The organism is Marinobacter daepoensis DSM 16072 (assembly GCF_000421165.1).
In the GTDB taxonomy this organism is placed as follows: Bacteria; Pseudomonadota; Gammaproteobacteria; order Pseudomonadales; family Oleiphilaceae; genus Marinobacter; species Marinobacter daepoensis.
In genome coordinates this window covers 455,832-468,533 of sequence record NZ_ATWI01000009.1, presented here as the reverse complement: position 1 = coordinate 468,533, position 12,702 = coordinate 455,832, and the positions used below count along the sequence as shown (strand labels likewise).

The 12,702-nt window shown below is 56.6% G+C and carries 11 protein-coding genes; 9 read left to right on the top strand and 2 right to left on the bottom strand.

The window, feature by feature from the left end; translation table 11 throughout:
* Window positions 1-21: 21 nt before the first annotated feature.
* The 9 genes from ndk to der all read left to right on the top strand — a co-directional run bounded on the left by ndk (window position 22) and on the right by der (window position 9,285).
* The gene (gene ndk, locus K325_RS0107620) at window positions 22-450 is read left to right on the top strand and encodes a nucleoside-diphosphate kinase (protein ID WP_029653672.1); all 429 of its coding nucleotides are present in this window, start codon (window positions 22-24) and stop codon (window positions 448-450) included.
* Window positions 451-514: 64 nt separating this feature from the next.
* On the top strand, window positions 515-1,624 hold the full coding sequence (gene rlmN, locus K325_RS0107615; RefSeq protein WP_029653671.1) for a dual-specificity RNA methyltransferase RlmN: 1,110 nt from the start codon (window positions 515-517) through the stop codon (window positions 1,622-1,624).
* Between the two features lie 38 nt (window positions 1,625-1,662).
* The gene (gene pilW / locus K325_RS0107610) at window positions 1,663-2,466 is read left to right on the top strand and encodes a type IV pilus biogenesis/stability protein PilW (RefSeq protein ID WP_084694190.1); all 804 of its coding nucleotides are present in this window, start codon (window positions 1,663-1,665) and stop codon (window positions 2,464-2,466) included.
* On the top strand, window positions 2,456-3,451 hold the full coding sequence (locus K325_RS0107605) for a RodZ domain-containing protein (protein ID WP_029653669.1): 996 nt from the start codon (window positions 2,456-2,458) through the stop codon (window positions 3,449-3,451). Before pilW ends, K325_RS0107605 begins: the two co-directional genes overlap by 11 nt.
* A 34-nt stretch (window positions 3,452-3,485) precedes the next feature.
* Complete coding sequence (gene ispG, locus K325_RS0107600; RefSeq protein ID WP_029653668.1) at window positions 3,486-4,604, top strand: flavodoxin-dependent (E)-4-hydroxy-3-methylbut-2-enyl-diphosphate synthase; 1,119 nt, start codon at window positions 3,486-3,488, stop codon at window positions 4,602-4,604.
* A gap of 33 nt (window positions 4,605-4,637) precedes the next feature.
* Entirely contained in the window at window positions 4,638-5,915 is a 1,278-nt protein-coding gene (hisS, locus tag K325_RS0107595; RefSeq protein ID WP_211218148.1) for a histidine--tRNA ligase, read from the top strand.
* A 47-nt stretch (window positions 5,916-5,962) separates the two neighbouring features.
* On the top strand, window positions 5,963-6,616 hold the full coding sequence (locus tag K325_RS0107590; protein WP_029653666.1) for a YfgM family protein: 654 nt from the start codon (window positions 5,963-5,965) through the stop codon (window positions 6,614-6,616).
* A complete protein-coding gene (bamB, locus tag K325_RS0107585) occupies window positions 6,616-7,785 on the top strand; it encodes an outer membrane protein assembly factor BamB (RefSeq protein WP_029653665.1) in 1,170 nt (389 codons plus the stop codon). Before K325_RS0107590 ends, bamB begins: the two co-directional genes overlap by 1 nt.
* Window positions 7,786-7,863: 78 nt before the next feature.
* Window positions 7,864-9,285, top strand: a complete 1,422-nt coding sequence (der, locus tag K325_RS0107580) for a ribosome biogenesis GTPase Der (protein WP_029653664.1) — start codon at window positions 7,864-7,866, stop codon at window positions 9,283-9,285.
* A gap of 30 nt (window positions 9,286-9,315) precedes the next feature.
* Here der and pta read toward each other — a convergent pair whose 3' ends face one another.
* Both pta and K325_RS0107570 read right to left on the bottom strand, forming a co-directional pair.
* Window positions 9,316-11,469, bottom strand: coding sequence for a phosphate acetyltransferase (pta, locus tag K325_RS0107575; RefSeq protein WP_029653663.1), 2,154 nt, complete (start codon window positions 11,467-11,469; stop codon window positions 9,316-9,318).
* 17 nt (window positions 11,470-11,486) lie between these two features.
* Window positions 11,487-12,689, bottom strand: coding sequence for an acetate/propionate family kinase (locus tag K325_RS0107570; RefSeq protein ID WP_029653662.1), 1,203 nt, complete (start codon window positions 12,687-12,689; stop codon window positions 11,487-11,489).
* Window positions 12,690-12,702: the final 13 nt, after the last annotated feature.

Sequence of the window (12,702 nt, the reverse complement as noted above, 5' to 3'; positions counted from 1 at the left end):
TGAACTGACTGGAGAAACATTATGGCCAACGAGCGCACGCTCTCTATTATCAAGCCCGACGCGGTCGCCAAGAACGTTATCGGCGAAATCTACAGCCGTTTTGAAAAAGCCGGCCTGAAAATTGTTGCGTCAAAAATGATGCACCTGACTCAGGAACAGGCGGAAGGCTTTTACGCAGAGCACAAAGAGCGCCCGTTCTTCAATGATCTGGTTGCTTTCATGACCTCTGGTCCGGTTGTGGTTCAGGCTCTGGAAGGTGAAGGCGCTATCCTTAAGAATCGTGAGCTGATGGGTGCCACCAACCCGAAGGAAGCAGAAGCCGGAACCATCCGAGCTGATTTCGCTTCTTCTATCGACGCAAACGCAGTTCACGGTTCCGACTCTGCCGCGTCTGCTGAGCGTGAAGTGGCGTATTTCTTCAACGACAACGAAATCTGCCCGCGCGGCTGAGGTTGTTGTTTCGGGGGTGCCTTTCCGGGCATCCCCGAATTGGTTATCTGATCGAGGTTATGTAATGACTCGCCCCGCCGAAAAAGTCAATCTTCTGGGAATGCCGAAGGCAAAACTGGAAGCGTTTTTTGAATCTCTGGGTGAGAAGCGTTTTCGCGCCCAACAGATGCTTCAGTGGATGCATCAGCGTGGCGTTGATGACTTCGATCAAATGACCAATGTGAGTAAGCCGCTCCGGGAAAAGCTGAAAGAGATCGCCGAAATTCGTGGTCCTGAGGTCGTCTACGATGAGACCTCGAAGGATGGGACCCGTAAGTGGGTCATGCGGATGGACAACGGCAACAGCGTTGAAACCGTTCTGATTCCGGACGGTGAGCGTGGAACACTGTGTGTCTCGTCCCAGATCGGGTGCAGTCTCGATTGCACCTTTTGTTCTACCGGTAAACGCGGTTTCAACCGGAATCTGACGGCTGCTGAGATTATCGGGCAGGTTTGGGTTGCCCGAAAGGCGTTTATGCCTTTTGAGCCCAGTGAACGACCGATCACGAACGTGGTTATGATGGGCATGGGAGAACCCTTGCTGAACTTTGAGAACGTGGTCGATGCCATGAATCTCATGATGGAAGACCTGGCCTACGGTATTTCGAAACGGCGGGTGACCCTCAGTACCTCTGGCGTCGTGCCGGCGTTGGATCGTCTCGGTGAGGTTACCGATGTTTCACTGGCCATCTCCTTGCATGCGCCCAATGATGAACTCAGGAATCAGTTGGTGCCCCTGAACAAGAAATATCCGATCTCCGAGTTGCTTGCGGCTACTCGTCGGTATCTGGCCCGCTTGCCGGATAAGCGTAAAGCGACGATTGAGTACACGGTGATCGAGGGTATGAATGATCAGCCTGAGCATGCCCGTGAGCTTGCCATGGTTTTGAAAGGGTTGCCGTGCAAGATTAACCTGATTCCGTTCAACCCGTTCCCCGAAAGCGATTTCCGCCGGCCGAGCATGAATGCTACCCGGCGCTTTCAGACGGTGCTGAATGAAGCGGGTTATGTAACCACCATTCGCACGACACGTGGTGATGACATTGATGCGGCCTGCGGTCAGCTCGTAGGGCGGGTTGAGGACAGGACCCGTCGGAGCCAGCGATACATAGCGGTACAACAGGTCAACCCCTGAAGGCCGCAGGGTCGAACAACAGGAAAAGGTGTTTGTTGATGGCAAAGGACGTTACCGTGAGATTGATGTCGGTTGTGGCTCTTATGCTCGCGATGCTGGTGTCGGGATGTGTGACCACAACAGACAGCCGGTTCAGCCGGGAAGCTGATCGCCAGAAGGCCCTCAACAACTACGTCCAGCTGGCCACCGCCTACATTGGTCAAGGAAATCTGGACCGCGCCCGCAATCACCTGGACAGAGCGCTTGAACTCGATAACAGCAGCGCGGCCGCACTGGCAGCACGTGGCCTTGTGCTCAGTGCGGAGGGTGAGGAGAAGCTTGCGGAGAAGAGCTTTCGGGATGCCATTTCGTCGGACGGTGGTTATACGCGGGGGCGGGTCTACTATGGCGCCTTTCTTTATAGCCAGTCCCGATTTGAAGATGCCCGTGACCAGTTTCAGGTAGCATCCCGGGATACAGAGTATCCGGATCGGGGGGCGGTCTTCTATAACCTTGGCATGACAGAAGAACGTCTCGGCGCTCCAGAGGCCGCAGAAGCAGCCTACCGGAGAGCTGTTGAGCTGACTCGAGGCGAGGCCAGAGCGCTGCTTTCGCTGTCACGGGTCCTGGTGGAACAGCAGGATTTCAGTGACGCGTCGCGTTATTACAGTCGTCTTCAGACCATGATACAGCGCAACACCCGGCTGACGCATTCGCCGGAAAGTTTGTATACCGGTATTCGGATTGCCCGGCATTTTCAGGACAGGGATCAGGAAGCTAGTCTGGCGTTACTGCTGAGGAACGAGTATCCGGATTCCGTGGAATATCAACACTATAAGGTATTGATTGCCAATGACCGGTGAGGAGCAGTCACAACCAGCAGCGGGAACTTCCGTTGGCCAGCAGCTCAGGCAAGCCCGTGAAAAGCTCGGGCTCAATGTGTCAGACATTGCGAACCTGCAGCACCTTCGCCCGTCGGTTATTCAGGCCATTGAAGCGGGTGACTACAGCAAGGTAGATACTGAGCTGTTTCTCAAAGGCTACGTCCGTACCTACGCCCGGCAGGTCGGGCTGGATGCCGATGCCCTGATTCGGACACTGGACTCTGAGCTTGAGCCCCTTCGTCAGCGTCGGGTTCAGGAGCAGCAGTCAAATCCTCTGATTGATATCGAGCGCAAGAAAAAACGAAAGCGGCAGTTTGCCAAGCTTACGCTGCTTCTGGTTTTTGTTGCTGTTGTCGGGTTTCTGGTTTACGACCATTTTTTAAAGCCGGGGCCTGAGCAGGTGACGCCGGCCGCCGACATTCCTGAAGAAGCGTCGGCACCATTGGTGGATGAGTCTGTCCCGGGCGAGGATATTCCAGCTGAAACCCGTGTGTCGTCAGCTTCCATCGCTGAAGCCCCGATCGTCTCGCCTGAGCCCGGGGTTGTGACTGAGAATACGGACACAGCCCCGTCCGCAATAAGCCAGGAACCTGCATCAGCTGAGCCAGAGATGGCTGTGGGCGGTGAGGCTACAGAGACTGCTGGGCCGTTAACCACCGATACTGAGGTGTCCGTGGTAGCGCAGAGTGAATCTGTGGACCAGGAGAATCTGCCAGGCTTGGTGCGGCTGGAAATGAATTTCAGTAATGACTGCTGGGTTCAGGTAACGGATGCCGATGGTAAGCGTCTCGTAAGTGCTTTGCGCCGGGACGGCGATGCGCTGGACGTCCAGGGCAGGGCGCCTCTGAGGGTTGTGGTTGGTGCGATGAATGCCGTGGAGTCGCTCAGGTTTGAGGGCGAGTCGATGGACCTTGGCAGTTTTCGCGTCGTAAATAACCGGTCAGAGTTTACCCTCGAGCCCTGAACAGAATGATCGAAAAGGTTGCTGGTTGAGTTCCATGAAACAAGAGTCTCCGATAAAACGACGTAAATCCCGTCAGATTATGGTGGGTGATGTGCCGGTGGGTGGTGATGCGCCAATTGCGGTGCAGAGTATGACCAACACCAATACCTGTGATGTTGACGCCACGGTTGGTCAGATCCGGGCGATACAGGATGCCGGTGCAGACATTGTCAGGGTATCCGTGCCTTCTATGGAAGCGGCGGAAGCGTTCGGGAAGATCAGGCAGCAGGTATCTCTGCCCCTGGTCGCAGATATTCATTTCGACTACAAGATTGCGCTGAAGGTAGCGGAACTTGGCGTAGATTGCCTTCGCATCAACCCGGGAAACATTGGCCGGGATGATCGTGTGAGCGCAGTCATCAGCGCGGCACGGGATCGCAACATCCCGATTCGCATCGGGGTTAATGCCGGTTCTCTGGAGAAGGCCCTGCAACGGAAATATGGTGAGCCGACTCCCGAGGCACTCGTGGAGTCGGCGATGCGTCATATCGATATTCTCGATAAACACGATTTTCAGAACTTCAAGGTCAGCCTCAAGGCTTCCGAAGTTTTTATGACCGTGGCTGCATACCGTCAGATTGCTGCTCAGATTGAACAGCCGCTTCACCTTGGTATTACCGAAGCAGGCGGGTTCCGCTCTGGAACCGTAAAGTCCTCAATCGGGCTTGGCATGCTGTTGATGGATGGTATCGGGGATACGATCCGGGTTTCCCTCGCGGCGGACCCTGTGCAGGAAATCAAAGTTGGCTTTGACATTCTCAAGAGTCTGCGCCTGAGAAGCCGCGGCATCAATTTTATCGCATGCCCGAGTTGCTCGAGACAGAACTTCGATGTGATTCAGACCATGAATGACCTTGAGTCTCGTCTTGAAGATGTTAATACCTCGATGGACGTTGCCATCATCGGCTGTATCGTCAATGGCCCGGGTGAAGCAAAAGAAGCGGACATCGGGCTCACCGGCGGTACACCGAAGAACCTGTTCTACATGGGCGGCAAACCGAACCAGAAGCTGGATAACGCGACCCTGGTTGAAGACCTGGAGCGCCTGATCCGCGAAGAAGTCTCGCGTCGTCAGGAGCAGGAAGACGCGGTGATCGCCAGATCTACGGACTGACCCGAAACGATTTCAGAAACACATCAGGATTTTATTTTGGCAAAGATTCAGGCAATCCGGGGGATGAACGATATTCTGCCGGAGCAGACACCCGTCTGGCAGTATGTTGAGTCAACCGTTCGGCAAGTGCTCGGGCAATATGGGTACCAGGAAATCCGTATGCCCGTGGTGGAGCATACGGAACTTTTCAAACGCTCGATCGGTGAAGTCACCGATATCGTTGAAAAGGAAATGTATACCTTTGATGACCGCAACGGAGACAGTCTTACTCTGCGTCCTGAAGGAACGGCAGGGTGTGTCCGGGCGTCGGAAGAGCATGGGTTGCTATTCAATCAGACCCGACGGCTCTGGTATACCGGCGCGATGTTTCGTCATGAGCGCCCCCAGAAAGGTCGTTACCGCCAGTTCCACCAGATTGGTGTTGAATGTTTCGGTATGGCCGGTCCGGATATTGACGCCGAACTGCTGATACTCACCGCGAGGCTCTGGAAAGCCCTTGGCTTGGCCGATCATGCCCGGCTTGAGATCAATTCCATTGGTACCAGTGCATCCCGTAAAGTCTACCGGGAAGCGTTGGTGCAGTATCTGGAACAGTTCAGAGAGCAGTTGGACGAAGACAGCAAACGCAGGCTGTCGACCAACCCATTAAGGATTCTGGACAGCAAAGACCCGGCCACCCGTGACATTCTTCAGGGGGCTCCCAGCCTGGATGATTATCTGGATGACGAGTCGCGCCAACATTACGATCAGCTGAAAGCGATGCTGGATGCAGCTGGCGTACCGTATACCGAGAACCCTGCTCTGGTGCGTGGTCTCGACTATTACGGTAAAACCGTGTTCGAGTGGATTACCGAAAGCCTGGGAGCTCAGGGAACCATCTGCGCCGGTGGTCGTTACGATGGCCTCGTGGAGCAGTTGGGCGGTAAGTCAACGGTGGCCGTCGGATTTGCGATGGGGCTTGAGCGTCTGATTTTGCTACTTGAGACCCTTGGTCTGGTGCCTGATCATGTGAACAACCAGGCAGATGTCTACGTAACGGCGATGGGGGAGCAGGCTGTGGTACCAGCGATGGCGCTGGCGGAGACCCTGCGTAACGAATTGCCGGGTGCAATGGTCGTTTCCCATTGCGGCGGCGGCAGCTTCAAGAGTCAGATGAAAAAAGCCGATCGCAGTGGTGCCCGCTACGCAATTATTCTGGGTGAGAACGAAATCGCTCAGGGCACCGTTGGGCTTAAACCGCTTCGCGACGATGAGCCTCAGCAGGACGTTGCCCAGGCTGAGTTGGCCGGGGTTCTTGCGGGTCTGCTCTAATCAGTATTTAACTAAACAGGCAGTTACAACGGACAACAGGAGTTTTCATGGCGGAGTTGCGTACCGAAGAAGAACAGGTCCAGGCGATCAAGGACTGGTGGAAGAATAACGGTAGCTCACTGCTGATCGGTGTTGGTGCAGCCCTGGCGATTGTGTTTGGTTGGCAGGCCTGGCAGAACCACGAAGCGCAGCAGCGCGCAGAAGCGGCCAGCCAGTTTGCAAACTTGCTGAACGCTTATTCGTCAGGTGATGAGGAGTCTGCGAATACCGTGGGATTCGTGGCTGAGACACTGCGTGATGAGCATGGCGACAGCGCCTATGCAATCTACGGCAATCTTGTACTGGCCCGTGCTCAGCTGGTTGAGGGGAGTGATCCCGCGGCGGCTGTCGAGTCGCTGACCTGGGCTTTGGAGAAATCTGCTGAGCACCCCGCTCTGGAGTTGGTTATCCGTAACCGTCTTGCCCGGGCACAGTTTGCGGCCGGTGAACATGACGCTGCACTCTCGACGATTGACGGTGCCAAAAGCCCGGACGCGTTTTCGGCTATTTTTTCCGAGCTGAAAGGCGATGTATTGTTGGCTAAAGGTGATCAGGAAGGTGCCCGGGAGGCGTATCTGGCGGCGAGAGAACAAAGTCAACAGGGCCGCAGTGGTGTCCTTGAGTTGAAGTTGTCAGACCTTGGTGTCGGGGAGGACGCCTGATGTTTGCCGGGCGTTCGCTCAGAGCCGGGATCGTCTCCGTTGTCTGTGGGCTGGCTATCGGGCTGTCCGGCTGTAGTTCAACGGATACCTTCGAACAGCCTGCACCGTTGCCGGAGATTCGCGAATCGGTTGAGCTGGATACGCTCTGGAGCATGTCTGTTGGTGATGGCCACGATGACCAGTTTCTACAGATGGCACCTCTGTATGCGGGCAGCGTGATTTACGCTGCCTCCGCGGACGGTATTGTGGTTGCTGTGACGCCAGATGACGGTGAGGTCATCTGGCAGAAAGAATATGAAGACCGTTTCTTTGCTGGCCCAGGTGCCGACAACCGCCATGTTTACCTGGTCACTCGGGATGCGGAGCTTGTGGCGCTTTCTTCCGAGGATGGGGAGGAGGTCTGGCGGTCCTCTCTGCCAACGGAAGTTATGGCTGCGCCCCAGTCCAACGGGAATCTTGTGGTGGTGCAGACCACGGATGGTCGCGTCATTGCGCACGATGTCGCCGATGGCGAGCAGCGCTGGCAGTACGAAGCTCAGGTGCCGGTGTTGACTGTGAGAACGGCTGCCGAGCCCCTGGTGGGCGGCGATATTGTAATCTCGTCGTTTTCGAACGGTCGGGTGATTGCCCTGACGGCTGCCGACGGACAACCGGTCTGGCAGTATGAGGTAGGACAACCACAGGGGCGTACCGAACTGGAACGGCTGGTTGATATCGGCGGACAGCCCCTGGTTCTGGATTCAGCCATTATGGTGGCCGGCTATCAGGGAAAGCTGGCGCTGGTTGATATTCGGTCCGGGCAGGAAATCTGGAGTCGTCGTGCGTCCAGCTTCCATTCGCCAGCCCTTGGGGGCGGGAACATCTTTCTTGCATCGGCAAACGGGGATGTTGTAGCGCTTCGGGGCAGCGACCGTCGTGAGCTCTGGGTACAGGATAACCTGTCCTGGCGTCAGTTGACTCGCCCGGCGGTCTCTGGCGATTACGTGGTCGTAGGCGATTTTGAGGGCTACCTTCATGTTCTGTCCGCCAGTGACGGCAGTTTGCAGGGGCAGAAAAAATTTGACAGTGACGGTATCCGCGTACCGGTTCAGTTGATGGAAGGTGGTAAGCTTCTTGTTTTCGGCAATGGCGGAAAAATGGCCGTCCTGAAGATCGAGCAGGACGACTGATCCCGCCCTGAATTTAATGCCCGGCCCAGGTTTACGCCTGTGATGCCGGGTTTCTGGTTTCTTGAATAGCAGATCATTATGACCCCAGTTATTGCCCTTGTGGGACGCCCTAACGTTGGCAAATCCACGTTGTTCAACCAGATGACCCGTTCAAGGGATGCCCTTGTGGCGGATTTTCCTGGACTGACCCGTGATCGTAAGTACGGTGAGGGAAACTATGAGGGTCAGAAATTTATTGTCATTGATACCGGTGGATTGACTGGCGACGAGGCGGGTATTGATGCGGAGATGGCTCGTCAGTCTTTGCAGGCTGTCGAGGAAGCCGATATTGTTCTGTTCCTGGTCGATGGCCGGGCAGGCCTGACGGCCGGTGATGAGATGATCGCCGATTATTTGCGTAAATCCGGGAAGCAGGCCCATCTGGTGGTTAACAAAACCGACGGGCAGGACCCGGACGTCGCCGCGGCAGATTTTTACCGCCTGGGGTTTGAGTCTACGTTCCTGATTGCTGCCGCCCATAACCGCGGAATCCTTTCGCTGCTTGAAACTCTCTTGCCGGAGCCCGTAGATCCCGAAGAGCAGGATCGGGCAGACCGTTATCCGGGCATACGGATTGGTGTGGTCGGGCGGCCAAACGTTGGTAAGTCCACGTTGGTGAACCGGATGCTGGGCGAAGACCGTGTGGTGGTCTACGACATGCCGGGGACCACTCGTGATAGCGTGTACATTCCCTACGAGCGCCAGGGCCATCAATATACCCTGATTGATACAGCCGGGGTTCGCCGCCGCAAGAACGTTCGGGAAACCGTTGAGAAGTTCTCCATCATCAAGACGCTGCAGGCAATTGACGATGCCCACGTGGTGATTCTGGTGATTGATGCGCGTGAAGGGCTCGTGGACCAGGATCTGCACTTGATAGGCTTTGTTCTGGATGCTGGCCGGTCACTGGTTATCGCTGTCAACAAGTGGGATGGGATGGACCCGGAAGATCGCGGCCGGGTAAAAGAGCAGGTGGCCAGGCGCCTCGACTTTCTGGATTATGCCGACAAATATTACATATCGGCGTTACACGGAACGGGTGTCGGGACCATGTATGAGTCCGTTCAGGCCTGTTACGAGTCCGCCATGGCCAAGTGGCCCACAAACCGCCTGACCGCGATTCTCCAGGATGCGGTTGCTCAACATCAGCCACCGATGGTCCACGGGCGACGTATCAAACTCCGCTACGCTCACCAGGGCGGCTCGAATCCACCTGTCGTGGTGGTTCATGGTAATCAGGTGGATTCGCTGCCTGGTGCCTACAAGCGTTATCTGGAAAATACGTTCCGGAAGGTCCTGAAAGTGGTGGGAGCGCCCATTCGCTTCGAGTTCAGATCCGGAGAGAACCCCTTTGCCAACAAGGTAGATCGGCTAACGCCGCGGCAGAAGGTCAAGAAAGACAACGATCTTAAGAAAGGTCGCCGGATCAGGAAAACCCGGCAAAAGAGCGTTAAACGCTGATCTGCCGGGGAGCGCCCTCAGGGAGCCTGGTCAGCCGGCTCCCGCCTCCTCTACCTGCTTGGCCTGCACCGCAGTCAGTGCAATGGTAAAGACGATGTCTTCTACCAGCGCGCCACGAGAAAGATCATTTACTGGCTTTCTCAGACCCTGCAGCATTGGCCCGACACTCACGACATTGGCGCTACGCTGAACGGCTTTGTACGTGGTGTTGCCAGTGTTGAGATCCGGGAAGACAAAAACCGTGGCTTTACCCGCTACCCGACTGTTGGGAGCTTTCGATTTTGCCACGCTTTCGATGGCGGCGGCGTCGTATTGAAGCGGGCCATCGATCAACAGGTCCGGACGCCTTTCCCGGGCAATCCGGGTGGCTTCCCGTACTTTGTCGACGTCCTCGCCACTGCCAGACTCGCCGGTGCTGTAGCTGATCATGGCCACCACAGGCTCTATACCAAAGGCTTCTGCAGATTCGGCGCTCTGGATGGCGATGTCGGCCAGTTCCTCGGCGTTCGGGTCGGGATTGATCGCGCAATCGCCGTAAACAAGAACCTGTTGCGGCAGTAGCATGAAGAAGACGGACGAGACCACCTTGGCGTTATCGTGGGTCTTGATCAGCTGCAGGGCCGGCCGAACGGTGTTGGCTGTGGTATGAATGGCACCGGAGACGAGGCCGTCAGCTTCGTCCATGGCGACCATCATGGTGCCCAGAACCACATTATCTTCCAGCATGGCCTCGGCCATCTCCGGCGTCAGGCCTTTGTGTTTCCTTAACTCCACCATGGGAGCGATGAATCGGTCCCGAACCGAGGGTGGGTGAATGATTTCCAGATCGTCCGGCAGCTCGACCCCCTGAGAGGTCGCGACTGAGCGGATCTCATGTGGGTCGCCAATCAACACGCAATGGGCAAGCCTTCGCTGGTGGCAGATGATCGCGGCCTGAATGGTTCTTGGCTCACAACCTTCGGGCAAGACAATGCGTTTTGCTGCGGCTCTTGCCCGTTCTGAAAGCTGGTAACGGAAGGCCGGTGGTGCCAGGCGGCTTTGTCTCTGAACTTTCAGGTGCTCCTGAAGCCATTGAGTGTTGATACGACGGGCTACGGATTCCATCGCCTCTTCAATGCGCTCTGGATCGTCAATCGGGATGGCGGCTGAGAGATTGGCCAGCATATGGGCGCTTTCGTACGTATTGGTTTCGGAGCTGAGAACCGGAAGGCCGGTATCCAGCGCCCGGCGGCAAAGTTCAATGACCCGGTCGTCGGGCATAAGCCCACCGGTTAGCATCAGGCCCGCCAGTGGTACGCCATTCAGCGCAGCAACCGCCGTGGCGACCACGATGTCTTCGCGGTCGCCGGGGGTTACCATCAGGGTTCCGGGTTTCAGAGTGTCGGTCATGTTGCGGATTGTTCGGGCACAGACAGACACGCGTTGGACGCGTCGGGTTTCCATCTGGCCTTCGTGCAGAACCGGCACCCCCAGTTCACGGGCGACGTCGGATACTCTGGGGGCCAGAAGTTGAGGCTGCCAGGGGATCTGAGCGAGTAACTGGAACCGGCCAGTGGAAAAGACCCTGCAGGAGGACTGGTAGTCGATGTCGGTGGCATCGCTGGAAGGAGGCAGGTTCAGGGCCAAACCGGACTTCTGGGGCTCGCCAACCTTGTTGAGGATGACTGCAATGACGTCCGGGTCCGAAGGTGCAGCGAACAGCCGGGCGGAGAAGTCGAGTTCTTCATCCAGCTCACCGGGTGTGCAGCTTTTGGGTGTGCTTACGAGTATGACTTCAGAGCCCAGGTTGCGGGCCACCTCCACATTCAGACGTGCGATGTAGGCTTCACTCCGGTCGGGAACCAGGCCTTCAATAATCACCACATCAACCTCGTTGGCGACCTTCTGGTATTCCCCGACGATGTTCTCCATCAGTAGGTCGGCTTTGCCGTGATTCAGTAGCTGCTGGGCTTTTTTCAGCGGGATCGGGTTGGGTGGTTGCAGGTGGCTGCGTGCCCGGACAAAGGCGACGGAAGAATCCTTGCCGTCGTTGTGAAGGGCTTCACCCCGATGCACCGATTGACTGAAGGGTTTATAGAAGCCAACGCTGACGCCTTCACGCTCCAGGGCCCGAAGTAACCCCAGGCAAACCGAGGTGAGGCCTGAGTCCAGGGAAGTCGGGGCCAGAAATAGACTTTTTGCCATGATGTATCCTGATCTCGTCAGATAGCGGTGTTGCCGGCGGCAGCAGCCAGGCGGGCTGCCTCACGGGCAATCACCAGTTCTTCGTTTGTGGGGATCACCAGCACGGGGTAGCGGGAGTCTGGTGTATCAATTCGCCCGTTGCTCACCTGGCCGTGGCTCCGGTTTAGTTCCGGGTCTAGACGGATGCCGAGCAATCCAAGGTGTTTAACCGTTTCCTGGCGTATCCGGGGGCTGTTTTCACCAATGCCGCCGGTAAATACCAGGGCGTCCAGGTGGCTCAGCGAAGCTGTCATGGCACCGGTATAACGGGCCAGTCGGAAACAGAAAACATCAATAGCCAACTGGGACGGCTCATGGCCGTGATCGGCAAGTTCGCAAAGGCTTCTCATGTCATTTGTCTGGCCCGACAGTCCAAGCAGGCCGCTGTCGTTGTTGAGCATTCTGTGGGCTTCGCCGGAACTGATCCCTCTCGCGGCCAGATAGTCGAACAGACCGGGATCAACATCGCCGCTTCGGGTGCCCATGACCAGGCCTTCCAGGGGGGTCAGGCCCATGCTGGTGTCCACGCTGAGGCCGTCCCGGATGGCGGTGATGCTACATCCGTTGCCCAGGTGAGCGGAGATGATGGACGTGGTGGCAGGGGTTTTACCAAGACGCTGTGCGGCTTGCTGGGCCATATACTGGTGGCTGGTGCCATGGAAACCATAGCGCCGGATCCCCCAATCCTGATAGCAGTGATCTGGCAGGGCGTACCGATACGCGCGCGCTGGCAGAGTTTGATGGAAGGCGGTGTCAAAGACTGCAACATGAGGAATGTCTGGAAACAACGACTGCATTGCCCGGATGCCCGCCAGGTTAACCGGATTGTGGAGTGGTGCAAGCGCTGCGCAGTTATCTATGGCCGTTATGGTCGATGGATCAATCAGGACTGCCTGACGAAACGTTTCTCCCCCGTGAACCACCCGATGGCCAATGGCAATGGGGTCGCAGGTCATCCATTGGCGGACCCGGAAGGCCTCTACCAGCGAAGCCAGGGCCTGATTGTGGTCCGCGTTGGCTGGCAGAGGCACCGGGACGCTGTCGCCGCTGATCTTCGCATAGGCGTCGGGTTGGTTCAGTCGCTCCGCAAGAGCAGAGGCAATTTTCTGGTGGTCGTGATCAAACAAGGCGAGTTTCAGCGAGGAACTGCCACAGTTTACGACGAGAATTGATTCGTCCATGGTTTTGCCGTGT